Raw genomic sequence first — 26196 nt, 5'->3', positions numbered from 1 at the left:
TTCGTTATAGCGCCAAAGCCAGGCCGGCGGAACGCCGTCAGGCGCTTCGCGCGGCCGACTCGGCAAGCAGGCAGAGCAGTTCGAACATCATGGTCGCCCCCACCAGCGCCGTGGCGCCGCCGACATCGAACGGCGGCGAGACTTCCACCACGTCGGCGCCGACCAGGTCCAGCCCGCGCAGGCCACGGACCAGTTGCTGGGCCTGGAGGCTGGTCATGCCGCCGATCTCCGGGGTGCCGGTGCCAGGCGCGAAGGCCGGGTCGAGCACGTCGACGTCGAAACTCACATAGGTCGGCCCGTCGCCCACCACCCGCCGGGCTTCGGCCAGGGTCGCCTCGACGCCCAGTTCGACGAACTCTTCCATGTGGATCACGCGGATGCCGCACTCGCGGGCGAAAGCGTCGTCGTCCGGCGAATACACCGAGCCACGAATGCCGATCTGCACCGTGCGCAGCGGGTCGAGCAGACCTTCCTCGATGGCCCGGCGGAATGGCGTGCCGTGGGTGTAGGGGTTGTCGCCGAAGTAGCGGTCGTTGGTATCGGAATGCGCATCGAAATGCACCATGCCCAGCGGCCGCTCGCGACCCAGGGCGCGAAAGATCGGCAGGGTCACCAGGTGGTCGCCACCGACCGACAGCGGCAGGGTACCGGCGGCATGGACCTGGCGATAGAAGCCTTCGATGCGGCGCAGCGAATCGAGCAGGTCGATGGGATTCACCGGCGCATCACCGAGGTCGCCGACCCGCACCAGGTCGTAGGGCGCGATGCGGCTGACGTGATGCACCTTGCGCATCAGGCTGGACAGGTTGCGCACCTCGCGCGGGCCATGGCGGGCACCGGCGCGGTTGGTGGTGCCGCCATCCCAGGGCACGCCGATCAGGCCGACCTGCAGCGCCGCCGGGTCGGTGAACGCCGGCAGGCGCATGAAGGTCGGGATACCGGCGAAGCGTGGAATCTCGGCGGCGTCGAGGGGCTGCGGATGGTCGTTCGACATGGGGCGTCTCCGTGTGGCGGGAAGAAAGCGCCGGGCGCCGCCCGGCGCGGTGAGTTCATTCCGGCTGGGCTCGCAGGCTGGCGGCAGGACGGGTAGCCAGGCTGACCGCGACGAAGGTCGCCAGGCTGGCCAGCAGGCCGTAGACGATCGGCGAGTTGGCGAGCAGGCCGTCGCGGGCCATGCAGGCGATCACCGCCAGGCAACCGGCGACGATGCTGGCGATCGCTCCCTGCGGACTGGCCCGACGCCACAGCAGCGCGCCGACGATCGGCACCAGCAGGCCGCCGACCAGCAGGTTGTAGGCGATGCTCAGGGCCGCGATGACATCGTTGACCAGGCACGCCAGGACCAGCATCGCCACGCCCATCAGCAGGGTGATGCAACGGCTCAGGCGGATGTCGCTGGTGGTACCGGGGCGCAGGAAGCGCGCGTAGATGTCTTCCTGCAGCACGGTGGCCGCCGCCAGCAGGCACCCACTGGCGGTGGACATGATCGCCGACAGCGCGGCCGCCACCACCAGGCCGCGTAGGCCCGGCGCCAGTACCTCGCGGGTGATCTCGGCGTAGGCGTTCTCCGGCACCGCCAGGTCCGGCAGGAGGACCCGCGCCGCCGCGCCGATCAGCGCGCAGGCGGCGCCGTAGAGCATGCAGTAGACGCCGGCACCAAGCCCGGCGTAGCGCACCACCGTCTCGCTGCGCGCGGTGAACACCCGCTGCCAGATGTCCTGGCCGATCAGCGCACCGAAGAAGTACAGGAGGAAGTAGGTGAGGATGGTATCCAGGCCGATGTGGCCGAGGTCGAAGAAGCCCGCCGGCAGCACCTCCTGCATGCGCGCCAGGCCACCGGCGCCGTCGATCGACAACGGCAGCAGGACCAGGAAGATACCGACGGTCTTGATCACGAACTGGATGATGTCGGTCAGCGTAAGCGACCACATGCCGCCAATCACCGAATAGACGATGACGATCCCGCCACCGCAGAGGATCGCCGGGATCCGCGGAATGCCGAATACCACCTCGGTGACCGAGCCGATGGCGATGGTCGCGGTGACCGCCACCATCAGGTCGTAGGCGACCATGACCACCCCGCCGATCAGGCGCGAGGAGGCCTGGTAGCGCTGCTCCAGCACCTGGGTCACGGTGAACACCCGCAGGCGCGCGATCTGCCGCGAGAACACCAGACTGAGGACGATGATCCCCAGGCCGAGCATGAACACCAGCCACAAGCCGGACAGGCCGAACTGGTAGCCGAGCTTGACCGTACCGATGGTCGACGCGCCGCCGAGCACCACCGCGGCCATGGTTCCCAGGTAGAGGCCGGGGCCGAGGCGGCGTCCGGCGACGAGGAAATCGCTCTGGCTCTTCGCCTTGCGCATTCCGTACCAGCCCAGGCCCAGCATGGCCAGGGCGTAGACCAGCATGATCAGGTAATCCAGCAACATCGCCCGCGCTCCTTTTCTTGTTGTTCTGCGTGACGCCCGGCGTGGCGCCTGGGCACGCCGAAGATAGGCCGGGCGCCGCCCGGGCTGAATCCCGGATCGGGCAAGTCGACTTGCGGAGGAAGAGAAGTATCGGCGGGGCGTCGCATTGGCGACGCCGAAACGCAACGCGCCGGCAGGAGCCGGCGCGTTGCAGAGGCGGCTGACGCACCCGCGAGGGCGCGCCAGGCGTCAGGCGGGACGCAGCGAGTAGGTCTTCAGTTGCGCGGCGAACTCCTTCAGCGACTGGATCCCGCTGGCTTCCGCCTCATGCACCCAGTCCTTGATCGCCGCCAGCATGTCGTGGCCGTTGGCGCTGGTCTTGGCCCAGATCTGCTGCAACGCCAGGCGCTTCTCGTAGATCACCTTCAGCGCCTGGCTGTGGGCGAGCATCGAGTCGATGCGCACGTGGTGGCGGTCCTGCAGCAGGCTGGTCTCGCGCGACAGCAGGCGCTTGGCGCGGCGGAACAGGTGGCGCACCGACTCGTCGGCCTTGGCCACTTCCTGCTTGACCAGCGGCGCGATCACCAGCTTGCGGTACTGCGCCATGATCTGGAAGCGGTTGTTGAGGATCGCCATGGCGGTGTCCATGTCCAGGCTGTGCTTGCCCTCGACCCGATGGGCGATCGGCGCGACCCGGGCGACCCTGGCCAGGCGCAGGAAACTGAACAGCTTGATCCAGGCCCAGCCCAGGTCGAATTCCCACTTCTTCACCGACAGCTTGGCCGAGTTCGGGTAGGTGTGGTGGTTGTTGTGCAGCTCTTCGCCGCCGATGAGGATGCCCCAGGGCACCAGGTTGGTGGCGGCGTCGCGGCATTCGAAGTTGCGATAGCCGACCGCGTGGCCGAGGCCGTTGACCACGCCGGCGGCCCAGAACGGAATCCATGCCATCTGCACGGCCCAGACGGTCAGGCCAAGGGCGCCGAACAGGGCCAGGTCGATGAGCGCCATCAGCACCACGCCGCCGATCGGGAAGCGCGAGTAGAGATTGCGCTCGATCCAGTCGTCCGGGCAGTTCTTGCCGTAGATGCGCAGGGTGTCCTGGTTCTTCGCCTCGGCCTTGTACAGCTCCGCGCCTGCGCGCAGGACGGTGAACAGGCCCTTGTGCACCGGGCTGTGCGGATCCTCGACGGTCTCGCACTTGGCATGGTGCTTACGGTGGATCGCGGTCCATTCGCGCGTGTTCATCCCTGTGGTCAACCACAACCAGAAACGGAAGAAGTGCTGCAACGCGGGGTGCAGGTCGAGTGCACGGTGGGCGGAATAGCGATGCAGGTAGACGGTCACGCTGACGATGGTGATATGCGTCAGCACCAGGGTAACTGCCACCAGTTGCCAGGGCGACAGGTCGAGAAAACCGTTGAACCACATAGGCGGTACTGAACCTCGGGGGGATTTGGGAGTGATGAGGGCCTTGTCTGACAAAACCTGGGGGCATTATCACCAAGCGGCTGGGGATTACCATCCGTTCTTTTAGATATGAACAGGGCCGGATGGCCATCATTTATACTGCCCGGCCAATAATTGCCCACTGAAAATCCCATGAGCCCCCGCCTGAGTGCCCTTCGCCTGAGCCTGGCTTATCTCGCAATCGCCATCGCCTGGGCGTTCCTGAGCGATCATTTGTTACAAAACCAGGTCCAGGACCACGACCAGCTGGTGTTCTGGATGACCGCCAAGCGGCTGTTCTTCTTCGCCGCAACCGGCCTGCTCCTGTACCTCTACCTGGTACGCCAGTTCCGCCGCAAGGCCCAGGCCTACGACGAACTGCACGGCAGCGAGCAGCGCCTGAACCGTGCCCTGGAAGCGGTGCGCGACGGTCTCTGGGATTGGGACCTGGTGACCGACCGGATGTTCGTCTCGCCGGGCTACGCCGCGCTGATCGGCCTCGCTCCGGAGGAACTCGGCGACCCCATCGAGACCTGGAAGAAGCGCCTGCACCCCGAAGAGTACGCCACCGTGCTGGAGGCCCACCGCAACCACCTGCAGGGCCTGACCGACAATCTCGACCACATCTACCGCCTGCGTCACAAGGACGGCGACTACCGCTGGATCCACTCGCGCGGCCGGGTCCTCCGCGACGCCCTGGGCAAGCCGCTGCACTACACCGGCGTGGCCCGCGACATCACCCTGCAGCGGCTCAAGGAAGACCACCTGCGCCAGGCCGCGGCGGTATTCGACAGCACCCGCGAGGGCGTTCTGGTCACCGACGCCCAGGCGGTGATCGTGCACGTCAACCCTTCCTTCGAGCGCATCACCGGCTACCGTTCCGAGGACGTGCTCGGCAAGACCCCGGCGATCCTCCGCTCCGGCCGCCAGGACCAGGCGTTCTACCAGCGCCTGTGGCTGGCCCTGCGCGAGCAGGACGTCTGGAGCGGAGAGATCTGGAACCGGCGCAAGAGCGGCGAGATCTACCCGCAGTGGCTGCACATCCGCGCGGTGCGCAACGACCAGGGCCAACTGACCCACTACGTCGGGGTGTTCTCCGACCTGAGCAGCATCAAGCGCTCGGAGAACGAGCTGGACTTCCTCGCCCACCACGACTCGCTGACCGGCCTGCCCAACCGCGTGCTGCTGCGCGAGCGCATCGAGCAGGCGCTGGAGAACGGCAAGGACCGGACGGTGGCCGGGGCCCTGCTGCTGATCGACCTCGACCACTTCAAGCACATCAACGACAGCCTCGGCCACACCACCGGCGACATGCTCCTCAAGGAAGTCAGCAAGCGCCTGCAACACCAGCTCGACGAGCGCTGCCTGCTGTCGCGACTGGGCGGCGACGAATTCGCCATCCTCGTCGAGAACGACGACCCGGAAGCCGTCGCGCGACTCTCACAGCGCATCCTCGACGGTTTCAACGCGCCGTTCGACATCCACTGCCAGCCGATCTATATCAGCGCCAGCCTCGGTGTCAGCCTCTACCCGGAAGACGCCAGCGACGTCGACCACCTGATGCAACACGCCGACGCCGCGCTGTTCCAGGCCAAGGACAGCGGGCGTAACGCCTACGCCTTCTACACCCGCGTGCTGACCGCCCGGGCCCGCGCCCATGTCCAGGTGGAATCGGCCCTGCGCCATGCGCTGGATCACGACGAACTGCGCGTCCACTACCAGCCGGTGCACGACCTGGCCAGCGGGCGGATCGTCGGCGTCGAGTCGCTGGTGCGCTGGCAGCATCCCGAGCGCGGCCTGGTGCCGCCAGGCGAGTTCGTCCCGGTGGCGGAGGAATGCGGGCTGATCGCCGCGCTGGACAATTGGGTGCTCAAGCGTGCCTGCCGGCAGATGCGCGAATGGCAACAGCGCGGCGTCGAACTGGAGTTCGTCGCGGTCAACGTCTCCAGCCGGCTGTTCAACCGCGGCGGCCTGGAGGAAAGGATCGCCAACGCCCTGGAAGAGTCCGGGCTGGAGCCCCGCTACCTGGAGCTGGAAGTCACCGAAAGCGCGGTGATGGAGGACTTCGAACAGTCCCTCAACCTGCTCTGCCGCCTGCGCATCCTCGGCGTGAACCTGGCCATCGACGACTTCGGCACCGGCTATTCCTCGCTGATGCGCCTCAAGCGGCTGCCGGTACACAAGCTGAAGATCGACCAGGGCTTCGTCGCCGGCCTGCCCGGCGCGGTGGACGACGCCGCGATCGCCCGTGCGATCGTTGCCCTGGCGCAAAGCATGGGCCTGCGGGTGGTTGCCGAGGGTATCGAGCACCAGGACCAGGCGCTGTTCCTGCGCGAACATGGCTGCGACTTCGGCCAAGGCTACTGGTACGGACGGCCGCAACCGGCGGAAGCGCTGCGCTTCGACCTGCCGCCCGTGGCGTTGCCGGAAGACTGAGCCTGGCGGCGAAGCCGGGCCGCTTCGCCGTCTTATAACCACTTTACCTATAAAGATTCTTAAACAATATTTTTAAGAATATTGCCCACTGCTTACTATGCGCCTCACGCCGCCTCCACTTCGTCGAGCAACGCGGCACCTCGAGCCACAGGAGCAGAGACCCATGAGCGCAACCCTCAGAAGCCTGGATGGCCAGGACGAAGCCACCATCCTGCGTGAAATCCAGAGTGCCCTGCGCGGCCTGCGCTTCGGCGCCGTCGAGATCACCGTGCACAACGGCCAGGTGGTGCAGATCGAGCGCAAGGAAAAATTCCGTCTGCAGCAACCGGCCGTCAAGCAGGCCTGAAGCACACGACCCGACTGGACCACCGGAGGCGTCTCGCCATGAACATCCGTTCGATACCCCATCCGCACCGGTACTGCAGCTGTCGGCCGCGAATGCGCGCCTGACGCCCCGTGTTCCCGTCGTTCCGCCAACACCCCATTAGAACAATCGAAACAGCACACACCTAGGAGCTGCACATGTCCCTTCGTCGTTTCGCCCTGGCCGCACTCGCCAGCGCCCTGGTCTCCGGCCCGGTTGCCGCAGCCACGCAACTGCTGAACGTTTCCTACGACCCGACCCGCGAGCTGTACCAGGCCTACAACGCGGCCTTCATCAAGCACTGGAAGGCCCAGGGCGGCGAGGACCTGACCGTCCAGCAGTCCCACGGCGGCTCCGGCAAGCAGGCCCGCGCGGTGATCGACGGGCTCAAGGCCGACGTGGTGACCCTGGCCCTGGCCGGCGACATCGACGAACTGCACAAGCTCGGCAAGCTGCTGCCGGCCGACTGGCAGGCACGCCTGCCGGACAACAGCACCCCCTACACCTCGACCATCGTGTTCCTGGTGCGCAAGGGCAACCCCAAGGGAATCAAGGACTGGGGCGACCTGACCAAGGAAGGCGTGGAAGTCATCACGCCGAACCCGAAGACCTCCGGCGGCGCGCGCTGGAACTTCCTCGCCGCCTGGGCCTGGGCGAAGAAGCAGTACGGCAGCGACGAGAAGGCCAAGGACTACGTGCAGGCGCTGTACAAGCACGTACCGGTACTCGACACCGGCGCCCGCGGCTCGACCATCACCTTCGTCAACAACCAGATCGGCGACGTGCTGCTGGCCTGGGAGAACGAGGCGTTCCTGGCGAAGAAGGAACAGGGCGGGGAAAACTTCGAGATCGTCGTACCCTCCATCTCCATCCTCGCCGAACCGCCGGTCGCGGTGGTCGACAAGGTGGTCGAGAAGAAAGGCACCCGCAAGGTCGCCGAGGCCTACCTGCAATACCTGTACAGCGAGGAAGGCCAGCGCATCGCCGCGCAGAACTTCTACCGGCCGCGCAACCAGAAGGTCGCCGCCGAGTTCGCCACGCAGTTCCCGAAACTGAACCTGGTCACCGTCGACTCCGATTTCGGCGGCTGGAAGACGGCCCAGCCGAAGTTCTTCAACGACGGGGGCATCTTCGACCAGATCTACCAGGCGCAATGATCGCGACGGCAGACCCGTCGCCCGAACCACGGCCCCTCTCCCAGACCCTCTCCCGGACGGGCGAGGGGGCTAGCAGGCCCGGTCCCGTACCGGGCCCACTGCCGGAAGGAACCGGCACCGGGAGAGCCACCAAGCGTTCCAACGCAGAGTAAGGACAGAACATGTCACGACGCATTTCCCCGGTCATACCCGGCTTCGGGCTGACCCTGGGATACACCCTGGTGTACCTCAGCCTGCTGGTCCTGATCCCGCTGGGGGCCATGTTCCTCAAGACCACCCAGCTCAGCTGGGAGCAATTCTGGGCCATCATCAGCGCGCCGCGGGTGCTCGCCGCGCTCAAGCTGAGCTTTGGCACCGCGCTCGCCGCCGCCGTGCTCAATGGCTTGATCGGTACGCTGCTGGCCTGGGTCCTGGTGCGCTACGAATTCCCCGGACGGAAGATCATCGATGCCATGATCGACCTGCCCTTCGCCCTGCCCACCGCCGTCGCCGGCATCGCCCTCACCGCGCTCTATGCGCCGGCCGGCCTGGTCGGCCAGTTCGCCAGCGACCTCGGCTTCAAGATCGCCTATACCCCCCTGGGGATCACCCTGGCGCTGACCTTCGTGACCCTGCCGTTCGTGGTCCGCACGGTGCAGCCGGTGCTCGCCGACATACCCAAGGAAGTCGAGGAAGCCGCCGCCTGCCTCGGCGCCAGGCCGCTACAGGTGTTCCGCCATATCCTCGTGCCGGCGCTGCTGCCGGCCTGGCTGACCGGTTTCGCCCTGGCCTTCGCCCGGGGCGTCGGCGAATACGGCTCGGTGATCTTCATCGCCGGCAACATGCCGATGAAGACCGAGATCCTGCCGCTGCTGATCATGGTCAAGCTGGACCAGTACGACTACACCGGCGCCACCGCCATCGGCGTGCTCATGCTGGTGGTGTCCTTCATCCTGCTGCTGCTGATCAACCTGCTGCAGCGTCGCATCGAAACCCCGTAAGGAGGGCGCCATGTCCAGTGCAAGCATTTCCGCTGCCACCGCCAGCGCCTCCCGCCGCGGCAACGCCGGCGGCCGCCTGGCCCTGATCGTCCTGGCCTGGCTGGTCTTCGCCCTGTTCCTCCTGCTGCCGCTCTACGTGGTCCTGAGCGAGGCGCTGAAGCAGGGTTTCGGCACCTTCTTCGAGGCGATCCTCGAACCCGACGCGCTGGCCGCGCTGAAGCTGACCCTGATCGCGGTGGCCATCTCGGTGCCGCTCAACCTGCTGTTCGGTGTCGCCGCCGCCTGGTGCGTGAGCAAGTTCGAGTTTCGCGGCAAGAGCATCCTGGTGACCCTGATCGACCTGCCGTTCTCGGTCTCGCCGGTGATCGCCGGCCTGATCTACGTGCTGTTGTTCGGCGCCCAGGGCTACTTCGGCGAATGGCTGAGCGACCACGACATCCAGATCGTCTTCGCGGTGCCCGGCATCGTCCTGGCGACCCTCTTCGTCACCGTGCCCTTCGTCGCCCGCGAACTGATCCCGCTGATGCAGGAACAGGGCACCCAGGAAGAGGAGGCCGCCCGCCTGCTCGGCGCCAACGGCTGGCAGATGTTCTGGCACGTGACCCTGCCGAACATCAAGTGGGGCCTGATCTACGGCGTGGTGCTCTGCACCGCCCGGGCGATGGGCGAGTTCGGCGCGGTGTCGGTGGTTTCCGGACACATCCGCGGCGTCACCAACACCCTGCCGTTGCACGTCGAGATCCTCTACAACGAATACAACCACGTCGCCGCCTTCAGCGTCGCCAGCTTGTTGCTGCTGATGGCGCTGGTCATCCTTCTGCTCAAGCAGTGGAGCGAATCCCGCATGTCCCGACTGAAAAGCAATGCTGACGAGGAATGAACCATGAGCATCGAAATCCGTAACGTCAGCAAGAACTTCAACGCCTTCAAGGCCCTGGACGACATCAACCTGGACATCCAGAGCGGCGAGCTGGTGGCCCTGCTCGGCCCCTCCGGGTGCGGCAAGACCACCCTGCTGCGGATCATCGCCGGGCTGGAAACCCCGGACGCCGGCAACATCGTGTTCCATGGCGAGGACGTCTCGCAGCACGACGTGCGCGACCGCAACGTCGGCTTCGTCTTCCAGCACTACGCGCTGTTCCGCCACATGACGGTGTTCGACAACGTCGCCTTCGGCCTGCGCATGAAGCCCAAGGGCGAGCGGCCGGGCGAGTCCGCGATCAAGGCCAAGGTCCACGAACTGCTCAACATGGTGCAGCTCGACTGGCTCGCCGACCGCTATCCCGAGCAGCTCTCCGGTGGCCAGCGGCAGCGTATCGCCCTGGCCCGCGCGCTGGCGGTGGAGCCGAAGATCCTGCTCCTCGACGAACCCTTCGGCGCCCTCGACGCCAAGGTGCGCAAGGAGCTGCGCCGCTGGCTGGCGCGCCTGCACGAGGAGATCAACCTGACCTCGGTGTTCGTCACCCACGACCAGGAAGAGGCGATGGAAGTGGCCGACCGCATCGTGGTGATGAACAAGGGCGTGATCGAGCAGATCGGCTCGCCCGGCGAGGTCTACGAGAACCCGGCCAGCGATTTCGTCTACCACTTCCTCGGCGACTCCAACCGCCTGCAACTGGGCAACGACCAGCACCTGCTGTTCCGCCCCCACGAAGTGTCGCTGTCGCGTTCCGCGGTGGCCGAGCACCGCGCCGCCGAGGTCCGCGACATCCGTCCGCTGGGGGCGATCACCCGGGTAACGCTGAAGGTCGATGGCCAGGACGAACTGATCGAAGCCGAAGTGGTGAAGGACCACGACAGCTTGGCCGGCCTGGCCCGCGGCGAGACCCTCTACTTCAAGCCGAAGGCCTTCCAGCCGGTGGCCAATCTCTGATCCCGCGGCGGGTTCAGCCCGCCGTGCGCTCCGCCAGGCCGCGCAGTCCCGCGCGGCCCTTCGACGACACCTGCAACGCCCGCGAGCCGTCCTGCGGCCGCAACCAGCCCTGGCGCAGACAGGCCTCCAGCAACGCCGCCCCCAGCGCGCCGCCGAGGTGCGGCTTGCGTTCGCTCCAGTCGGGGCAGGCGCAGGCGAACTGCCGACGGCGGCGGCGGACCTCCGCCAGGTCGATCCCCAACCCGGCCAGCCCGGCCTCGCCGGTCGCGCTCAGGCGCAGCGTCCTGCCCTCCTGCTCGATCCAGCCGGCATCCAGCATCCGTGCGAACACACCGACCGCGAGTTCGCCGGCCAGGTGGTCGTAGCAGGTCCGCGCCTCGCGCAACGCCGACGGCGTGCCGTGGCTCGGCGGCAGGCTGCGCCGCTGCGGCTGCAGGGCCAGGGAGGCGCTGGCCAGCGCTTCCACCGCCTGTCCCACTTCGGGCCCGGCCAGGCGATAGAAGCGATTGCGCCCGCGCGCCTCCAGGCTCAGCACGCCGCCCTCGACCAGCCGTCCCAGGTGGCCGCTGGCGGAGGACGGCGAGACGCCCGCCAGCAGCGCCAGCTCGCTGGCCGGGCGGGCGCTGCCATCCATCAGTGCCCAGATCATCTGCGCGCGGCCGGGATCGGCGAGCAGCGCCGCCAGCGAACTGAAGCCGGGATTGAATTGCATGCTTCACCTCCGGATGAAACATTGCCTGTCGACGACGAGAGATACTGGCCGCCATCGCCCGTTCGCGCCAGCCCGAGACAAGGAAGAACCCGCATGTCCGTCGACCTCCACGCCCTGATCCCGCTGATCGCCCTCACCTTCCTTCTCGCCGGCTTCGTCAAGGGCGTGGTCGGCCTGGGCCTGCCGACGGTCTCGGTGGGCCTGCTCGGCCTGGCCATGCCGCCGATGCAGGCGGCGGCGCTGCTGATCGTACCGTCGATGGTGACCAACCTCTGGCAGCTCGCCTGCGGCCCGCGCTTCCTCGGCTTGATGAAGCGCCTGGCCGGCCTGCTGCTCGGGGTGGTCGTGGGCACCCTGCTGGTCGGCGCATGGCTCGGCGGCGACGCGCCAAGGCAGGCCACCGGCGTGCTCGGCCTGGCCCTGGTGGCCTACGCGCTGCTCGGCCTGGCCGCGATCCCGCTGCACCTGCCGGCACGCCACGAGCCCTGGGCCGGCCCGCTGGTCGGGCTGGCGACCGGCGCGCTGACCGCGGTCACCGGGGTTTTCGTGATTCCCGCGGTGCCCTACCTGGGAGCCCTAGGATTGCAGCGCGACGAACTGGTCCAGGCCCTCGGCCTGTCGTTCAGCGCCTCGACCCTGGCCCTGGCGGTCACTCTCGGCGTGCATGGCGACCTGCTCGAACCGCAGATGCTCGGTGCCTCGCTGCTGACCCTGGTCCCGGCGCTGGGCGGGATGCTCCTCGGCCAGTGGCTGCGCCAGCGGATCAGCGCGACGCTGTTCAGGCGCTGCTTCTTCGTCGGTCTCCTGCTGCTCGGCGCCGACCTCGCCTGGCGCGGTTTCCACTGACGCCAGGGACGCATTGCGCACCCGCCAGGGCGGGCCTGCGGCCTTCGCGGGACTTCCGACGAACGGCACAAGCCGCTATCATCCGCCGCCGCGCGACCCCCACCAGGCGCGCGGCACCGGGCGGAACACGCCCGTCCGGCACGGAACGCCACCTATCGCAAGGAGCACACGATGAAGATCCGTCTTTCCCTTTCCGCCCTGGCCCTCGCCTGCGCCACCCTGGCCGGCTGCCAGAACCTGCCCCAGGGGGACCTCATGCAGCACGGCATGATGGCGGTGAAGGCCGCCACCCTGAGCGACGCCGAGGTCCGCCAGGTCGCCGACCAGGCCTGCGCCGAGTCCGACCAGCAAAACCGCATCGCCCCGGCCAACAGCAAGTACGGCCAGCGCCTGGACAAGATCGCCAAGGCCCTAGGCGACCAGATCGACGGCGTGCCGGTGAACTACAAGGTCTACCTCACCGAGGAGGTCAACGCCTGGGCCATGGCCAACGGCTGCATCCGCGTCTACAGCGGGCTGATGGAGCTGATGAGCGACAACGAGATCGAAGGCGTACTCGGCCACGAGATGGGCCACGTCGCCCTCGGCCACACCCGCAAGGCCGCCCAGACCGCCTACGCGGCCGCCGCGGTGCGCGGCGCCGCCGGCGCCTCGAAGAGCGGCGCGCTGGCCGCCCTGTCCGGCTCCCAGCTGGGCGAACTCACCGAATCGCTGGTCAACGCGCAGTTCTCCCAGTCCCAGGAATCCGACGCCGACGATTTCTCCTACGAGCTACTGAAGAAGCGCGGAGTGAACACCCAGGGCCTGGTCACCGCCTTCGAGAAGCTGGCCAAGCTGGGCGGCGGCGACAGCAGCATGTTCGATTCGCACCCGGGCTCCCAGGCCCGCGCCGATCACATCCGCCAGCGCATCGCTGCGGATCGCAAGTAACGCTCCCGCCCCGGTCTCCCGCGCTCGCGGGAGACCTTCTCACGCCGCCCGCTTGTGCTCGCGAATGCAGGTCGGGCCGGCGCGCTCCTCGACCTCGCGCTGCACGTCGCCGCGCAGCCCCAGCAGAAAGGCCAGTTCCGCCAGCACGAAGAGCGGACCGACGATCAACCCGCTGAGATCGTCGACGAAGGCCGGCTTGCGCCCTTCGTAGTAATGACCGACGAACTGGATGATCCAGCCGACCACGAACAGGCCGACGCCCCAGCCCAGCCAGGCCGCGGTAGTCCCCGCCGCCAATTGCGCAGCGCCCCACACCGTCAGCGCCAGCAACGCCGTCATGGCCGCGCCGAAGCGCAGGTCCAGGCGCAGGTAGAACAGCGCCGCGGCGAGCGCCAGCAGCAGCGCCGGAGACAGGCCGAACCCCAGCGCCGGCCGCGCCAGCAACACGGCGATGGAGAGGACGATCATCGGAATGCCGATGAAATGGCTGAAGATGTTGCGCCGGTCGCGGTGGTAGGCGGCGTATTGCGCAAGGTGATCGACTAGGGTTTTCATTGTTGTGGTCTCACGCCAGGGTTCTCGCATCATCGCGCCGCCCCGGTTTTCCACTCTGTCAGCTAGACGACAAACATGAACGAGCGTACCGACTACCGTTCGCAACTCCAGGCCGGCCGCTGGTTCCAGGGTTTGCCGGAGGCCTTGCAGACGCACCTGCTGGCACTCGCCCAACCGCGCCAGTTGCCGCCGGGCCAGCGCCTGTTCGCCCGCGGCGACGCGCCCTGCGGACTGTACTGCGTGGTCGAGGGCGCGATCCGTATCAGCGCGGTCAGCGAGAACGGCAAGGAGGCGCTGCTGATCCTGGTGGAAGCGCCGCACTGGTTCGGCGAGATCGCCCTGTTCGACGGCCAGGCGCGCACCCACGACGCCTACGCCGAAGGCCACACCCAGCTACTCCAGGTACCGCAGGCGGCGCTGCTCGAACTGCTTCGCCGCGAGCCGCATTACTGGCGCGACATGGCCCTGCTGATGAGCCACAAGCTGCGCCTGGCATTCATCGCCCTGGAAGAGATGGCCCTGCTGCCGGCCGCGCAACGCCTGGCGCGGCGCCTGCTGATGCTCGCCGAGGGCTACGACAACAGCCGCAGCCGGCAGGTCCTGCACCTGCCGCAGGAACAGCTGGCATTGATGCTGTCGCTGTCGCGGCAGACCACCAACCAGATCCTCAAGGACCTCGAAGCCCAGGGCATCCTCCAGCTCAGCTACGGCGGCATCGAGATCCTCGACCTAGCCGGCCTGCGCGCGGCCACCCACGGCTGAGCGCGAATCACACTTTCGAACGCTTGCAGGCGCGCCATGGCCGGCTACCGTGTGCAGGGCACCTGCCCTCGGTGCGGATATCCATAACGACAACAACAGGATCTCCCCATGCTCCGTCCCGCGCTTCCCGCTGTCCTCTGTCTTTGCTGCCTGTTGCTGGCGCTGCCGGCGCGCGCCGCCCTCGACGACCAGCAACGCGCCCTGCAACAACTGCAGGTCCAGGCCTGTCGCGCGGTGGGCAGCCTGTTGCTGCTGCGCGGCGAGGGCTTCCAGGAACAGCACGCGGCGCAACTGGAGAAGGATCTCGCCAGCCTCGACCGCGCGCTCGCCACCGCCCCCGAGGGGGTGCTCCTGCGGCAAGGCGAAAGGGCGCTGGTGGCGCGCATCCGTGAAGGCGCGGCCTACGGCCCCCGCGAGGAGGACCTGCCCTGGCGCTACCCGCAGCAACTGAGCCGCGCCCTGCGTGACTTCCTCAACCTGGTGGAACGCCAGGTGCCGCCGCCCCCGCCAGGCCAGCCCCTGCCGCTCTGGCAGTTGCCGGTGCGGGTCGAGTACCTGTCCCTGCAATACCTGGCGCGCGCCTACCTGGGCGGGCTGGAGATTGCCCGCGAACAGCCCCGGGACTATCTCGGCCAGGACGAGAGCGTGCTGGTCCCGCTGATCGACCGGCGCATCGCCCTGCTGGTGGCGCAAAGCGCCAACCCGGCTGGACTGAAGAAACTGGAAAACCGCTGGGAGTACCTGAGCCAGGCCCTGCGCGACCTGAACAGCAAGAGCAGCGCGCTGGTCAGCGCTTCCGGCAGGCCCTGGGCGCCGATCATCGTCGACCGCCACGCGCGGGCCCTGAGCGAAAGCCTGATGCGCTTGAGTGCGGAGTGAGGCCACGCGCCGCACGGGGCGGATAACCTCGCCACTCGCCACTCGCCACGCTGCGCCAGCGTCCGCCCCGACTCCCTGGCCAGCGCATTTTTTCGAATCCGCCCTGCGGATTTTGATTTGCCGCCACGCCCTGGCGCAGGCGCAATGGTGCTCCCGAAAGGAGATCGCCATGCCCACTGCCACCCCACCCGGCCGCACCCTCTGGCTGATGGCCGCCATCGTCCTGGTCGGCCTCAACCTGCGGCCCTCCATGGCCGCCGTCGGCCCACTGCTGAACGCCATGCGCGGCGAGATCGCGCTCAGCTTCGGCGACGTCTCGCTGCTGACCGCCCTGCCGGTGCTGACCCTCGGCCTCGGCATGTTCTTCGGCCTGGGCATCGCCCGCCGCGTCGGCGAGTGGCGTTCGGTGGCCCTCGCCCTGCTGCTGATCGGCGCCGCCAGCGCCCTGCGCCTGGGCAGCCGAGGCCTGCCCGACCTGCTCGGCAGCGCCATGCTCGCCGGTCTCGGCATCGCCCTGATCCAGGCGCTGATGCCGGCCCTGATCAAGGCCCGTTTCGGCGCGCGCACGCCGCTCTGCATGGGGCTCTACGTCACCGCCATCATGGCTGGCGCGGCGCTGTCCGCCAGCGCCGCGCCGACCCTGGCGGAGCACGCCGGCTGGCGGCTCGGCCTCGGTGCCTGGGCGGCGCTCGCCGCGCTCGCGCTGCTGGCCTGGTGGCTGCAACCCGGCACCCGCCTGCGCCTGCCCGCCGCGCAGCCCGGCAGGAGCCTCCTGCGCTATCCGCGGACCTGGCTGCTGGTCCTGTTCTTCGGCCTCGGCACCGCCTGCTACACCTGCGTGCTGGTCTGGCTCGCGCCCTATTACCTGGAACAGGGCTGGAGCGCCCAGGAATCCGGGCTGCTGCTCGGTTTCCTGACGGCCATGGAGGTACTCTCCGGGTTGCTCGCGCCGGCCCTGGCCAGCCGCTCGCGGGATCGCCGCCCGGTGCTGGTCGGGCTAACGGCGCTGATGCTGGCCGGCTTCCTCGGCCTCGCCTGGACGCCGGCCAGCCTGCCGCTGCTCTGGGCGCTGTGCCTCGGACTGGGCATCGGCGGGCTGTTCCCCATGGGCTTGATCGTCTGCCTCGACCACTTCGACGCGCCGCAACGCGCCGGTCAACTGGCTGCCCTGGTACAAGGCGCCGGCTACCTGATCGCCGGGGTCTCGCCGTGGATCGCCGGGCTGCTGCGCGACAGCCTCGGCAGCTTCACCGGCGCCTGGCTCGGACTGACCGCGGTGGCGGCGCTGCTGCTGGGACTGGGTCTGCGCTTCGACCCACGGCGCTATGCGGCACTGTTCGCCGAGCGGCAGGCGCGAGGCGTCGGCGCCGAAAGCTTGCGCTGAGGAAGGGGACGGGTTCTGATGGCGCTCCCGACGCCGTCAGGACGCCCCGATGCTGATCGCCAACGGCCTGCGCAAGGTCGACATGCAGGACCTGCTGGTCTTCCTCCAGGTCCACCAACGACAGAACCTCGTCGAGGTCGCCGAACACCTGAGCCTCAGCCCGTCGACGGTCAGCTACTGCCTGAAGAAGCTGCGCCAGGCCTTCGACGACGAGCTGTTCATCGCCACCCGCGGCGGCATGCAGCCGACCCACAAGAGTCGCGCCATGCTGCCCCATGTGGAGGAAATGCTCGCCCGCATCAACGCCTGTCACGCCGCCCAGGGCAGCTTCGACCCGCGTGGCGAGCCGCGTACCTTTACCCTCTGCGCGCCGGAATACGTCGAGCTGCTGATCCTTCCGGCACTCCTGCGACGGCTTGCCGCCAACGGCCCGAGGATTGGCCTGGACATCCGCCGCCTGGGTCCCGAACTGCCCACCGAAGCATTGCTCGACGGCCAGGTCGACCTGGTCTTCGACTTCGGTCCCGAGTACCACCGACCGGCACCGGAGCTACAGGCGCTCGCCCTGTTCAGCGACGAACTGCTCTGCGTGCAGGATCGTGCCCAGCCGCGCCACGAGCGCCTGGAACTGGACGAGTTCTGCCGGCGCCGCTTCGTCTTCCCGACCCCGCTCGACGCCAGCAACGCCAACCTGGTGGACACGTGGCTGCGACGCCAGGGCCGCAGCCGCGAAGTCGCCGCGCGCGCCAACAGCTACGTCGCCGCCCTGCAACTGCTGTCGGGCAGCGACTTCGTGCTGATGCTGCCGCGACGTATCCACGCGCTGCTCGACGATGGCCGCCATCGCGCCTGCCTCGCACCGTCAGGGCTGCCGCCGTTCGCCCTGCACCTGTCATGGAGCCGCGCCGCCGACCAGGACCCGGCGAACCTCTGGCTGCGCGAACAGGTGCTGATCGTCTGCGCCGAGCTGGGTTTGCTCTAGCCTGCGTCATCCTGCACTTCGAGGCTCGCCGCCAGGGAGCGCCAGAGCACTTCGGCGAATACCTGCTGGATGCCGCCGGCCAGGTAGTCGAACATCTGCTGCGCTTCCCGCCACTGGCTGCACACCAGCCAGAGATCCGGCTCGAGGGCGTCCCTGCGCACCTGGTACTCCAGGCAACCCGGCGCCTCCAGCCCCGGTTCGACCAGTTGTTGCAGGCGCAGGCCAAGCCGTTCCGACTGACCGTTGCGCGCGCGAATACGGATGACCTGGCTGGCGCTCATGACGGACGCTCCTCCGGACGAACGAGCGACGCCTCAGTGGGCGCCGCGCTCCAGTGGCTTGAGGATCGGGTCGCCCTCCTTGAGCAACTCCCAGACCAGCAACTTGGCCGGCTTCATCGGATCGGGATTGCGTGCCAGCAGGTGCGGCACGTTCGCCGGCTCGTACCAGCTCTGGCCCACCGTGTAGGTTTCCACCGGGCCGCCTTCCAGTTGCGTCTGCACGGTGCCCTCGAGCACGTAGACGAACACCGAGCCGGGATGCACATGGGGCGCGGAGACCTGGCCGGGCTTGAACGACACCGTCAGCATCAACCCACGATGGCCGGGAATCTCGGCCAGGGCCTGGTCGCGCAGGGTTTCCACCTTCTCCGCAGCATGGGCGCTGGCCAGCGTCGGCAGCGCGGCGAGCAGCAGGCAGGCGATCGATCGATTGGCCTTCATCGCCGCCCACCTCACTCCGGTTGCATGCCCATGCCGACGCCGAAGCGGTTCCAGGCGTTGATGGCCGAGACCGCCAGGGTCAGTTCGGCGATCTCCTTGTCGTCGAAGTGCTCGCGCAGTTCGTCGAGCAGGCCGTGCGGCAACGGACCCTGACTGAGGCGGGCGAGTTGCTCGGTCCAGGCCAGGGCGGCGCGCTCGCGCGGGGTGAAGTAGGGGGTTTCCTGCCAGACGCAGAGCGCTTGCAGACGCTGCTCGGTCTCGCCGGCCTTGCGCGCGTCGTTGGCATGCATGTTCACGCAGTAGGCGCAACCGTTGATCTGCGAAGTGCGCAGGTAGACCAGTTCGATCAACGGGCGCTCCAGGCCGGCCTTGGCCAGGGCCTTTTCCAGGCCGAGCATGGCGGCATAGGCGTCGGGGGAGGCTTTGGCCCATTCGAGGCGGGTGGTCATGGCGAATCTCCTTGGCTGATTGGCAGCCGCGAGAGTGGAAAGCGGCGCGGCATGGGGTAACACTAAGCCTGCCTTTGGCTTCCACGAAGAGCCAATTACCAGAAATACCAGGTAGCCAATTTCGCCATGGAACTGCAACTGATCCTCGACGGCCGCCACGACCTGGTCGGCCAGCTCTATCGCCAGCTGCGCGACGCGATCCTCCATGGTCGCCTGGCCACCGGCGATCGCCTGCCAGCCACGCGCTACCTCGCCGAACGCCTGGAAGTGTCGCGCAAGACCGTCAGCGAAGCCTACGAGCGCCTCGCCAGCGAGGGCTTCCTCGAAGGCCGGGTCGGCAGCGGCACCTTCGTCGCCCGCGGGCCCGCCGGGGAAGCGCCGCCGCAGCGCGCCGACGGTCCGTTGCGGCCGGCCGCGCGCTGGGCACGCATCGAACCGCAGTCCGGTCTGATGGACCAGCGAGCACCGCTCCGCTACAGCTTCGCCGGCGGCACGACCGACAAGCGCCGCTTTCCCTTCGATACCTGGCGTACCTGCGTGCTCCAGGCGCTACGCCTGCAACAGCGCTCGCCGGCGTTCTACAAGGAAACCGAAGGCGACCCCGAGCTGCGCCTGGCGATCTCCCGCTACCTGGCGATCAACCGCGCCGTGCAGTGCGACTGGAACGCCCTGATGGTCACCCAGGGCGCCCAGCAGGGACTCGACCTGCTGGCCCGGGTGATGCTCGACCCCGGCGACCTGGCGGTGGTCGAGGAACCCGGTTATCCGCCGGCCCGCGCCAGCCTGCTGGCCACCGGCGCCGAGGTGCGCGGAGTGCCGGTGGACGCCGAGGGGCTGCGCGTCGACCTGCTGCCGGACAACGCCAAGCTGGTCTACGTCACCCCGTCGCACCAGTTCCCGCTGGGCATGCCGATGAGCCTGGAGCGGCGCCTGCAGTTGCTGGACTGGGCGCAGCGCCACCGGGCGCTGATCATCGAGGACGACTACGACAGCGAGTACCGCTTCGACGGGCGTTCGCTGGAGTCGCTGCGCAGCCTCGACCGGAACGGCCAGGTGGCCTACCTCGGGACCTTTTCCAAGACCCTCTTCCCCGAGCTGCGCCTCGGCTACCTGCTGCCGCCGGCGAGCCTGCGCGAAGCGGTGCTGGCGGCGCGCAAGCTGGTCGACCGGCACAGCGAGACCTTGCAGCAACGCGCCCTCGCGCTGTTCATCCAGCGCGGCGACTTCGCCCGCCATACGCGCCGCCTGCAACGCGAATACGCCCAGCGTCGCGGACGCCTGCTGGAACGCCTGCACGGCGACCTGAGCCCCTGGCTCGAAGCGCTGCCGGCGGTGGCCGGGATCCACCTCGCGGCGCGCTGTCGCGAACCGCTGGATGTGCTGCGCATCGCCCGTCATTTGCGCCAGCAAGGCCTGGAGGTCGGCACCCTGCCGCCCTTCTACGCGGAAACCCCGGCACAGGCCGGCTTCCTCTTCGGCTTCGGCTGCATCGAACGGGACGACATCGACCCGGCGTTGGACCTGTTGCGCGCCGAGCTGCGGCGCTAGGCGCGCTCCCGCCCATCCACGGCCGACAACTCGGCGGCGTGCGTAGGAGCCGATCTCCCCGGCAAGAGGCTCGATTGCAACCGCGCCCATGCCCAGCGGCGCATGACGCGCCGCGTTATCCGCCCTATGGGAGGCGCCGCCCCTTGCAAAGGCCCGGCGAGGACGGCTCAGGGCTGCAGCAGTTTCGCCAGTCGTTCGCCGTCCAGGCCGAGCATGCGGGCAGCCTTGCTCTCGGCCAGTTGCTCCGCGTCGTCCTCGGGCAGGCTGGCGGCCTGGGTCGCCAGGCTGAGGATCAGCTCTTCGCGGGAAAGCACGCCACCGAACTGGTACGCCGCAGCGATCAGCCGGCGCAGCTCCAGCGGCAGCCGCCAACGCGCCCGCAGGGCCGAGCCGAAGCTGGCGCCGAAACGCCCCAGCAGCTCGTCGAGGCGCGCCTCGTCCAGCGCGCCGCCGCCATCGCACCAATCCTGCAATGTCCGCAGCAGCGCCAGGTCGCCCAGGCGATGCAGCAGCCCTGCGGTATAGCAGCGCTCGACGTCCGCGCCGAGGGCGTCGGCCAGTTCCCAGGCGATGTCCGCGCAACGTTGCGAAAGATCCCAGAAGTGCATGGCGCGCTCGGCCAGCAGCGGCTCGCCGAGCTGGATGGCCCGCTGCAGGCTGAAACCGAGCACCAGGTTCAGGCTGTGCCCGAGTCCCAGCCGCCGCAGGGCCTGGCCCAGGGTCTGGCAGGCCGGACCGACGTGCCGGGCGGCGCTGTTGGCGGCGGCGATCAGGCCAGCGGTGATCTGCGGGTCGCGACCGAACTCATCCTCCAGCACGCGCAGCGGATGCTCCTCGGCGCTCAGGCAACGATCGCTGGCGGCACGCACGTCGGCCAGCAACGGCGCCCCCTCCGCGGAGTCGCGCGCACGTTCGAGGAAAGCCTCCAGGTTCTCGCCCGCGCCCCGCTCCGGCAGCGGACAGGCGACCACTTCGTCGCCCTTCAGCAACAATCCTCGCAGGCGTTGCATCAGGTTCTCGGCCTGGAACGGCTTCACCAGGTAGGCGGTCGGCGCCAGTGCCACGGCGGCGCGCACGCTGGCCTGGTCGGCGCGGTCGCTGATCAGGATGAACGGCTGCTCGGCGACCGAGCGGCGCAGGCGCGCTTCGCGCAGCAGCTCGAAGCCATCCACTTGCGGCAGGTTCAGCTCGGCCAGGATCAACGCGAAGCGCCGGCGCCGGCAATGTTCCAGCGCTTCCCCGCCATCGCCGCAGAGGACCAGCCGCGCATCGCAACGCACGCCGAGGACCAGTTGGCCAAGCAGGTCGCGACTCCAGGGGTCCGGATCGGCAATCAGGATGACGGGGGCCTTTTTCGCGGCACTCATGGCTTTCCTCTTCGAACCTGGCGAACCGAGCAGGCCGCACCAGGCATGACAGGCGGGCACGACACGGCCCGCGGGCACACAAGGGTATGACGGACGAACACGGTGCGCCTCTAGGACCTGTCCTAATCGCCACGAACGGAACGACCGGAGGAATGCGGGAGGATTCGTATGCGCCAGGCGCCCAAGGGTAACAGGGGAAAACCGTTCGTCGGGCGTTTCGCGGAAAACCCTGGCAGAAAAAAGAGGCTTCCGTTTCCGTGAAGCCTCTGAAAGAAAGGCCCGCGCGGACGCGCGGGCCTCGGGGGTATCGCTTTGCCGGTGAAGCTTAAGCGAGTTCGTCGAAGCACTCGGCCAGGATGGCCAGGCCCTTCTCCAGTTGCGCGTCGGGGATGGTGACGGGCATGAGGAAGCGGATGACGTTGTAGTAGGTGCCGCAGGAGAGCAGGATCAGGCCCTTCTCGCGCGCACGGACGACGATCTTGCTGACCAGCTCGGCGGCCGGCTTGTGGGTATCGCCGCCCTCGAACAGCTCGATGGCCACCATCGAACCCAGGCCACGAACGTCGCCGATCACCTTGTGCTTGGCCTGGATCTCGCGCAGGCCGGCCTTGAGGCGCTCGCCGACGGCTTGCGAACGTTCCAGCAGCTTCTCTTCCTCGAACACCTTCAGCACGGCCAGTGCCGCGGCGCAGGCGATCGGGCTGCCGGCATAGGTGCCGCCCAGGCCGCCGGGCGCGATGGCGTCCATGATCTCGGCCTTGCCGGCCACGCCGGAGATCGGGAAGCCGCCGCCGACCGACTTGGCGAAGGTGGTCAGGTCAGGAACGATGCCCAGTTGCTCGGTAGCGAAGAAGGTGCCGGTACGGCCGGCGCCGGTCTGCACTTCGTCGGCGATCAGCAGGATGCCGTGCTGGTCGCACAGGGCACGCAGGCGCTGCATGAAGGACTTGGAGTTGACGTAGAAGCCACCCTCGCCCTGCACCGGCTCGATGATGATCGCGGCGATGTCCTGGGGCTGGGCATCGTTCTTGAAGATGCGCTCGATGCTGGCGATGGAGTCGTCCTCGCTCACGCCGTGCAGCTCGCAGGGCGCCAGGGCGCGGAAGATGCCGCCCGGCATCAGGCCCATGCCGGCGGAGTACGGGACCACCTTGCCGGTCAGGCCCAGGGTCATCATGGTGCGGCCGTGGTAGGCGCCGGTGAAGGCGATCACGCCAGCGCGACCGGTGGCGGCGCGGGCGATCTTGACGGCGTTCTCCACGGCTTCGGAGCCGGAGGTGACCAGCAGGGTCTTCTTCGGGAAGTCGCCCGGCACGCGCTTGGCGATTTCCTCGGCCAGCTCGATGTAGGGTTCGTAGGCCAGCACCTGGAAGCAGGTGTGGGACAGCTTGCCCAGTTGCTCCTGGACCGCGGCGATCACCTTCGGATGCAGGTGGCCGGTGTTCAGCACGGCGATGCCGCCGGCGAAGTCGATGTACTCGCGGCCTTCCACGTCCCAGACGGTGGAGTTCTCGGCGCGCTCGGCGACGACCGGGTGGATCTGGCCCACGCCGCGGGGTACCGCGGCCTGGCGACGCTTCAGCAGGGATTCGTTGGTCTTGCTCATGGCTTCCTCAGTGGCCGCTCATCGGGTCGGCCGGGTCAAAGGATGAAGGCGGGAAGGAAGCTCCCCAAGGCAGCATGCGATGATCGACTGCCTCGGGACTTGCAGGCCCGCCAGGGCTCGGAGCCGCTTCGCGATCGGCGACCGCGACTCCCGGTTCGTCCGGTGCCACCACCGGCAACGTCGACACCGGACGGCGCAGCTCTTGCCTGCCGTCCGGCCCCTCCGGATGCGTTTCTCGCCGGACTCAGATACCGCCCAGGCAGAGGTACTTGATCTCGAGGTAGTCCTCGATCCCGTACTTGGAGCCTTCGCGGCCCAGGCCCGAGGCCTTGATGCCGCCGAACGGCGCCACTTCGTTGGAGATCAGGCCGGTGTTGATGCCGACCATGCCGTACTCCAGTTGCTCGGCGACGCGGAACACGCGGGCCAGGTCGCGGGCGTAGAAGTAGGACGCCAGGCCGAACTCGGTGTCGTTGGACATGGCGATGACCTCGGCCTCGTCCTTGAAGCGGAACACCGGCGCCAGCGGGCCGAAGGTCTCGTCCTTGGACACCAGGGCGTTCTTCGGCACGTCGACCAGGATGGTCGGCTCGAAGAAGGTGCCGCCGAGGGCGTGCGGCTTGCCGCCGGAAACCACCTTGGCGCCCTTGGAGACCGCGTCGGCGATGTGTTCCTCGACCTTGGCCACGGCCTTGGCGTCGATCAGCGGACCGGTGGTCACGCCGGCTTCCAGGCCGTTGCCGATGTTCAGCTTGGCCACGGCGGCCTTCAGCTTGTCGACGAAGGCGTCGTACACGCCGTCCTGCACGTACAGGCGGTTGGCGCAGACGCAGGTCTGGCCGTTGTTGCGGTACTTGGAAATCAGCGCGCCCTCGACGGCGGCGTCCAGGTCGGCGTCGTCGAACACGATGAACGGCGCGTTGCCGCCCAGCTCCAGGGACACCTTCTTGATGTCCTGGGCGCACTCGGCCATCAGTTGGCGGCCGATTTCGGTGGAACCGGTGAAGGTCAGCTTGCGCACGATCGGGTTGCTGGTCAGCTCGCCGCCGACTTCGCCGGCGCTACCGGTGACCACGCTGAACACGCCCTTCGGAATGCCGGCGCGCTCTGCCAGCTCGGCCAGGGCCAGGGCGGAATACGGGGTCTGCGAAGCAGGCTTGAGCACCATGGTGCAGCCGGCGGCCAGGGCCGGGCCGGCCTTGCGGGTGATCATCGCCGAGGGGAAGTTCCACGGCGTGATGGCCGCGGTCACACCGATCGGCTGCTTGATCACGATGATGCGCTTGTCCGGCTGGTGGCCGGGAATGGTGTCGCCGTAGATGCGCTTGGCTTCTTCGCCGAACCATTCGAGGAAGGAGGCGGCGTAGGCGATCTCGCCCTTGGCCTCGGCCAGCGGCTTGCCCTGCTCGATGGTCATCAGGCGGGCCAGGTCGTCCTGGTTCTCGATCATCAGGTCGAACCAGCGGCGCAGCTTGTTGGCGCGCTCCTTGGCGGTCAGCGCGCGCCAGGCCGGCAGGGCCTTGTCGGCAGCCTCGATGGCGCGGCGGGTCTCGGCGGCGCCCATCTTCGGCACGCTGCCGATGATCTCGCCGGTGGCCGGGTTGTTCACCTTGATGGTCTGGCCGTTGTCGGCATCCACCCAGGCGCCATCGACGTAGGCTTGTTGACGGAACAGCTTGGCATCTTTGAGTTGCATGACCTGTCTCCTTCGAGGAATGCCGTGAGCAGCGGGTCTACCTCGACTACCCCGCGTGCCTGGTTGTCTGGTTCGGTTGTAACCGGAAAGTGTTGCCTGCTGGTTATTCGAAAGGGCCAGCGCCCCGGTGTTCCATTTCCTGCGCCCTGTGCCAGCGGCGTCGCCGTTACCGGCCGGCCACCGTGCGCAACGGGCGGACGCGGACGAACGCGACCGCCGACAGGCGTCGGGGAGGATACGAAAGGCTCGTGCGGAAAAGGGATCGCGGACGAAACGCCACGCCGGCACCACGGCGGCCCGGCAGCGCGAAAGGCCGGACGAGCGACGGGCAGGTCAGAAAGAGGTCATTCCAGGGGCACGCGGCCGGCTGAACTGATGCCAATTCCCCGGTCTCCTGTTGTTGTGGCTTTGGGGGCGTTTGAAATCTCAAACGAATCCTAGGGCCACCACTGACAAAGGGCAATACCCCGTTCGATAAAATCAACGAAAGTCGGAAAATCCTGCTGCTTTTCTGAGCACATCCTCGACGGACGGTCGTTTTCGTTCGAAATCACGAACGTACGCACATGGAATGGACTCCCGCCGACGAGATGCGTATGATTGCGGCCTGCCGCGCGAGCCGCGGCGCTGCATCCGTAGCTCAGCTGGATAGAGTACTGCCCTCCGAAGGCAATACTCATCGAGTTGAGAAGGGTGTCAGCTAATGGTCAAATAGACCGCCGCAACATATACGCACCAGTAGCTCAGCTGGATAGAGTACCGCCCTCCGAAGGCGGGGGTCGTGGGTTCGAATCCCGCCTGGTGCGCCATATCTGTATGATTTAAAAGCCTTTTCCTAAGGCTCTGCCGATCCAGATCCCGAATTGGCTAATCTCTCAAAATTGATCTCCATGCGGATACTCAGATTGTGGTGAGTACTGCCCGCAGCGCTCCTTTTCGACTCATTTTCGGGCTGTGCCAATTCTGTGCCTAAACCGTGCCTCAAAGTCTGGCGCCCTATTTTGCGAGCGGGGATTTTGAGTACTAGCCATAAATCGAGCTGCAGCTACTAGTCGATGGTAGTGAAGAAATCTTGCGTCGCTGCCTTC

At 67.7% G+C, this 26196-nt stretch carries 24 protein-coding genes and 1 tRNA gene; 14 read left to right on the top strand and 11 right to left on the bottom strand.

Going from position 1 to position 26196, the window contains the following annotated elements; genetic code table 11:
• Window positions 1–37: 37 nt before the first annotated feature.
• The 3 genes from speB to desA all read right to left on the bottom strand — a co-directional run bounded on the left by speB (window position 38) and on the right by desA (window position 3842).
• Window positions 38–994: an agmatinase gene (gene speB / locus HMPREF2924_RS27015; RefSeq protein WP_003104498.1), complete on the bottom strand. Its 957-nt coding sequence runs from the start codon at window positions 992–994 to the stop codon at window positions 38–40.
• 55 nt (window positions 995–1049) lie between these two features.
• Window positions 1050–2435 carry a sodium:solute symporter family protein gene (locus tag HMPREF2924_RS27010; RefSeq protein ID WP_003104497.1) on the bottom strand — a complete coding sequence of 462 codons (1386 nt, stop codon included), beginning with the start codon at window positions 2433–2435 and terminating at the stop codon, window positions 1050–1052.
• Between the two features lie 228 nt (window positions 2436–2663).
• On the bottom strand, window positions 2664–3842 hold the full coding sequence (gene desA, locus HMPREF2924_RS27005; RefSeq protein ID WP_003084252.1) for a delta-9 fatty acid desaturase DesA: 1179 nt from the start codon (window positions 3840–3842) through the stop codon (window positions 2664–2666).
• Window positions 3843–4013: 171 nt separating this feature from the next.
• Here desA and HMPREF2924_RS27000 point away from each other — a divergent pair, with 171 nt between their 5' ends.
• The 6 genes from HMPREF2924_RS27000 to HMPREF2924_RS26975 all read left to right on the top strand — a co-directional run bounded on the left by HMPREF2924_RS27000 (window position 4014) and on the right by HMPREF2924_RS26975 (window position 10670).
• Window positions 4014–6296, top strand: coding sequence for a putative bifunctional diguanylate cyclase/phosphodiesterase (locus tag HMPREF2924_RS27000; protein ID WP_003162102.1), 2283 nt, complete (start codon window positions 4014–4016; stop codon window positions 6294–6296).
• A gap of 163 nt (window positions 6297–6459) precedes the next feature.
• Window positions 6460–6642, top strand: coding sequence for a sulfur starvation response protein OscA (gene oscA / locus HMPREF2924_RS26995; protein WP_003084246.1), 183 nt, complete (start codon window positions 6460–6462; stop codon window positions 6640–6642).
• Between the two features lie 176 nt (window positions 6643–6818).
• Complete coding sequence (locus tag HMPREF2924_RS26990) at window positions 6819–7817, top strand: sulfate ABC transporter substrate-binding protein (protein WP_003084243.1); 999 nt, start codon at window positions 6819–6821, stop codon at window positions 7815–7817.
• Between the two features lie 161 nt (window positions 7818–7978).
• Window positions 7979–8797: a sulfate ABC transporter permease subunit CysT gene (gene cysT / locus HMPREF2924_RS26985; protein ID WP_003084241.1), complete on the top strand. Its 819-nt coding sequence runs from the start codon at window positions 7979–7981 to the stop codon at window positions 8795–8797.
• A gap of 10 nt (window positions 8798–8807) precedes the next feature.
• Window positions 8808–9677, top strand: a complete 870-nt coding sequence (gene cysW / locus HMPREF2924_RS26980) for a sulfate ABC transporter permease subunit CysW (RefSeq protein ID WP_003084239.1) — start codon at window positions 8808–8810, stop codon at window positions 9675–9677.
• A gap of 3 nt (window positions 9678–9680) precedes the next feature.
• Window positions 9681–10670: a sulfate/molybdate ABC transporter ATP-binding protein gene (locus HMPREF2924_RS26975; RefSeq protein ID WP_003084237.1), complete on the top strand. Its 990-nt coding sequence runs from the start codon at window positions 9681–9683 to the stop codon at window positions 10668–10670.
• 13 nt (window positions 10671–10683) lie between these two features.
• Here HMPREF2924_RS26975 and HMPREF2924_RS26970 read toward each other — a convergent pair whose 3' ends face one another.
• Entirely contained in the window at window positions 10684–11382 is a 699-nt protein-coding gene (locus tag HMPREF2924_RS26970) for an ArsR/SmtB family transcription factor (RefSeq protein ID WP_003112933.1), read from the bottom strand.
• Window positions 11383–11475: 93 nt separating this feature from the next.
• On the opposite strand from HMPREF2924_RS26970, the gene HMPREF2924_RS26965 reads away from it, so the two are divergent.
• Together HMPREF2924_RS26965 and HMPREF2924_RS26960 are read left to right on the top strand one after the other, a co-directional pair.
• A complete protein-coding gene (locus HMPREF2924_RS26965) occupies window positions 11476–12228 on the top strand; it encodes a sulfite exporter TauE/SafE family protein (RefSeq protein ID WP_003112932.1) in 753 nt (250 codons plus the stop codon).
• Window positions 12229–12399: 171 nt separating this feature from the next.
• Window positions 12400–13158, top strand: coding sequence for a metalloprotease LoiP (locus tag HMPREF2924_RS26960; protein ID WP_003112931.1), 759 nt, complete (start codon window positions 12400–12402; stop codon window positions 13156–13158).
• 39 nt (window positions 13159–13197) lie between these two features.
• Here HMPREF2924_RS26960 and HMPREF2924_RS26955 read toward each other — a convergent pair whose 3' ends face one another.
• A complete protein-coding gene (locus HMPREF2924_RS26955; RefSeq protein ID WP_003084225.1) occupies window positions 13198–13713 on the bottom strand; it encodes an Mpo1 family 2-hydroxy fatty acid dioxygenase in 516 nt (171 codons plus the stop codon).
• Window positions 13714–13788: 75 nt separating this feature from the next.
• On the opposite strand from HMPREF2924_RS26955, the gene HMPREF2924_RS26950 reads away from it, so the two are divergent.
• The 4 genes from HMPREF2924_RS26950 (at window position 13789) to HMPREF2924_RS26935 (ending at window position 17720) form a co-directional block, all read left to right on the top strand.
• Complete coding sequence (locus tag HMPREF2924_RS26950; RefSeq protein WP_003128506.1) at window positions 13789–14475, top strand: Crp/Fnr family transcriptional regulator; 687 nt, start codon at window positions 13789–13791, stop codon at window positions 14473–14475.
• Between the two features lie 108 nt (window positions 14476–14583).
• The gene (locus HMPREF2924_RS26945) at window positions 14584–15354 is read left to right on the top strand and encodes a hypothetical protein (RefSeq protein ID WP_003128504.1); all 771 of its coding nucleotides are present in this window, start codon (window positions 14584–14586) and stop codon (window positions 15352–15354) included.
• A gap of 169 nt (window positions 15355–15523) precedes the next feature.
• Window positions 15524–16738, top strand: a complete 1215-nt coding sequence (locus tag HMPREF2924_RS26940; RefSeq protein ID WP_023094484.1) for a cyanate transporter — start codon at window positions 15524–15526, stop codon at window positions 16736–16738.
• A gap of 49 nt (window positions 16739–16787) precedes the next feature.
• Window positions 16788–17720 (top strand): LysR family transcriptional regulator, encoded by a 933-nt coding sequence (locus HMPREF2924_RS26935; RefSeq protein WP_003128492.1) that lies wholly within the window; start codon window positions 16788–16790, stop codon window positions 17718–17720.
• Here HMPREF2924_RS26935 and HMPREF2924_RS26930 read toward each other — a convergent pair.
• The 3 genes from HMPREF2924_RS26930 to HMPREF2924_RS26920 are packed head-to-tail and all read right to left on the bottom strand — an operon-like array spanning window position 17717 to window position 18891.
• Window positions 17717–18001 (bottom strand): antibiotic biosynthesis monooxygenase family protein, encoded by a 285-nt coding sequence (locus tag HMPREF2924_RS26930; RefSeq protein WP_003106257.1) that lies wholly within the window; start codon window positions 17999–18001, stop codon window positions 17717–17719. The two genes, HMPREF2924_RS26935 and HMPREF2924_RS26930, sit on opposite strands and share 4 nt — an antisense overlap.
• A gap of 33 nt (window positions 18002–18034) precedes the next feature.
• Complete coding sequence (locus HMPREF2924_RS26925; RefSeq protein ID WP_003084212.1) at window positions 18035–18442, bottom strand: cupin domain-containing protein; 408 nt, start codon at window positions 18440–18442, stop codon at window positions 18035–18037.
• Between the two features lie 11 nt (window positions 18443–18453).
• Entirely contained in the window at window positions 18454–18891 is a 438-nt protein-coding gene (locus HMPREF2924_RS26920) for a carboxymuconolactone decarboxylase family protein (protein WP_003084211.1), read from the bottom strand.
• Between the two features lie 126 nt (window positions 18892–19017).
• Here HMPREF2924_RS26920 and HMPREF2924_RS26915 point away from each other — a divergent pair, with 126 nt between their 5' ends.
• Entirely contained in the window at window positions 19018–20439 is a 1422-nt protein-coding gene (locus tag HMPREF2924_RS26915) for a MocR-like pyridoxine biosynthesis transcription factor PdxR (RefSeq protein ID WP_003106262.1), read from the top strand.
• Window positions 20440–20606: 167 nt separating this feature from the next.
• Here the strand turns inward: HMPREF2924_RS26915 and HMPREF2924_RS26910 are convergent, their stop codons facing one another.
• From HMPREF2924_RS26910 to gabD, 3 genes are all read right to left on the bottom strand, one after another.
• Window positions 20607–21806: an HDOD domain-containing protein gene (locus tag HMPREF2924_RS26910; RefSeq protein ID WP_003128489.1), complete on the bottom strand. Its 1200-nt coding sequence runs from the start codon at window positions 21804–21806 to the stop codon at window positions 20607–20609.
• Window positions 21807–22131: 325 nt separating this feature from the next.
• A complete protein-coding gene (gene gabT / locus HMPREF2924_RS26905; protein ID WP_003106268.1) occupies window positions 22132–23412 on the bottom strand; it encodes a 4-aminobutyrate--2-oxoglutarate transaminase in 1281 nt (426 codons plus the stop codon).
• A gap of 244 nt (window positions 23413–23656) precedes the next feature.
• A complete protein-coding gene (gene gabD / locus HMPREF2924_RS26900) occupies window positions 23657–25108 on the bottom strand; it encodes an NADP-dependent succinate-semialdehyde dehydrogenase (RefSeq protein ID WP_003106269.1) in 1452 nt (483 codons plus the stop codon).
• Between the two features lie 732 nt (window positions 25109–25840).
• On the opposite strand from gabD, the gene HMPREF2924_RS26890 reads away from it, so the two are divergent.
• Window positions 25841–25917: transfer RNA gene (locus tag HMPREF2924_RS26890), tRNA-Arg, on the top strand.
• The last annotated feature ends 279 nt before the right edge of the window (window positions 25918–26196 follow it).

This window comes from Pseudomonas sp. HMSC063H08 (assembly GCF_001813645.1).
Classification (GTDB): domain Bacteria; phylum Pseudomonadota; class Gammaproteobacteria; order Pseudomonadales; family Pseudomonadaceae; genus Pseudomonas; species Pseudomonas aeruginosa.
The sequence above is the reverse complement of the archived record's forward strand: the minus strand, read 5'-3'. Positions and strand labels throughout refer to the sequence as shown.

Bases quoted from the DNA above. Each gene is read 5' to 3' on its own strand.
- HMPREF2924_RS26990 (WP_003084243.1), top strand. From the start codon at position 6,819: ATGTCCCTTCGTCGTTTCGCCCTGGCCGCACTCGCCAGCGCCCTGGTC.
- HMPREF2924_RS27010 (WP_003104497.1), bottom strand. From the start codon at position 2,435: ATGTTGCTGGATTACCTGATCATGCTGGTCTACGCCCTGGCCATGCTG.
- speB (WP_003104498.1), bottom strand. From the start codon at position 994: ATGTCGAACGACCATCCGCAGCCCCTCGACGCCGCCGAGATTCCACGC.
- oscA (WP_003084246.1), top strand. From the start codon at position 6,460: ATGAGCGCAACCCTCAGAAGCCTGGATGGCCAGGACGAAGCCACCATC.
- gabD (WP_003106269.1), bottom strand. From the start codon at position 25,108: ATGCAACTCAAAGATGCCAAGCTGTTCCGTCAACAAGCCTACGTCGAT.
- HMPREF2924_RS26910 (WP_003128489.1), bottom strand. From the start codon at position 21,806: ATGAGTGCCGCGAAAAAGGCCCCCGTCATCCTGATTGCCGATCCGGAC.
- cysT (WP_003084241.1), top strand. From the start codon at position 7,979: ATGTCACGACGCATTTCCCCGGTCATACCCGGCTTCGGGCTGACCCTG.
- HMPREF2924_RS26930 (WP_003106257.1), bottom strand. From the start codon at position 18,001: ATGAGCGCCAGCCAGGTCATCCGTATTCGCGCGCGCAACGGTCAGTCG.
- HMPREF2924_RS26915 (WP_003106262.1), top strand. From the start codon at position 19,018: ATGGAACTGCAACTGATCCTCGACGGCCGCCACGACCTGGTCGGCCAG.
- cysW (WP_003084239.1), top strand. From the start codon at position 8,808: ATGTCCAGTGCAAGCATTTCCGCTGCCACCGCCAGCGCCTCCCGCCGC.
- HMPREF2924_RS26940 (WP_023094484.1), top strand. From the start codon at position 15,524: ATGCCCACTGCCACCCCACCCGGCCGCACCCTCTGGCTGATGGCCGCC.
- HMPREF2924_RS26960 (WP_003112931.1), top strand. From the start codon at position 12,400: ATGAAGATCCGTCTTTCCCTTTCCGCCCTGGCCCTCGCCTGCGCCACC.
- HMPREF2924_RS26935 (WP_003128492.1), top strand. From the start codon at position 16,788: ATGCTGATCGCCAACGGCCTGCGCAAGGTCGACATGCAGGACCTGCTG.
- HMPREF2924_RS27000 (WP_003162102.1), top strand. From the start codon at position 4,014: ATGAGCCCCCGCCTGAGTGCCCTTCGCCTGAGCCTGGCTTATCTCGCA.
- HMPREF2924_RS26975 (WP_003084237.1), top strand. From the start codon at position 9,681: ATGAGCATCGAAATCCGTAACGTCAGCAAGAACTTCAACGCCTTCAAG.
- HMPREF2924_RS26945 (WP_003128504.1), top strand. From the start codon at position 14,584: ATGCTCCGTCCCGCGCTTCCCGCTGTCCTCTGTCTTTGCTGCCTGTTG.
- gabT (WP_003106268.1), bottom strand. From the start codon at position 23,412: ATGAGCAAGACCAACGAATCCCTGCTGAAGCGTCGCCAGGCCGCGGTA.
- HMPREF2924_RS26925 (WP_003084212.1), bottom strand. From the start codon at position 18,442: ATGAAGGCCAATCGATCGATCGCCTGCCTGCTGCTCGCCGCGCTGCCG.
- HMPREF2924_RS26965 (WP_003112932.1), top strand. From the start codon at position 11,476: ATGTCCGTCGACCTCCACGCCCTGATCCCGCTGATCGCCCTCACCTTC.
- HMPREF2924_RS26950 (WP_003128506.1), top strand. From the start codon at position 13,789: ATGAACGAGCGTACCGACTACCGTTCGCAACTCCAGGCCGGCCGCTGG.
- HMPREF2924_RS26955 (WP_003084225.1), bottom strand. From the start codon at position 13,713: ATGAAAACCCTAGTCGATCACCTTGCGCAATACGCCGCCTACCACCGC.
- desA (WP_003084252.1), bottom strand. From the start codon at position 3,842: ATGTGGTTCAACGGTTTTCTCGACCTGTCGCCCTGGCAACTGGTGGCA.
- HMPREF2924_RS26970 (WP_003112933.1), bottom strand. From the start codon at position 11,382: ATGCAATTCAATCCCGGCTTCAGTTCGCTGGCGGCGCTGCTCGCCGAT.
- HMPREF2924_RS26920 (WP_003084211.1), bottom strand. From the start codon at position 18,891: ATGACCACCCGCCTCGAATGGGCCAAAGCCTCCCCCGACGCCTATGCC.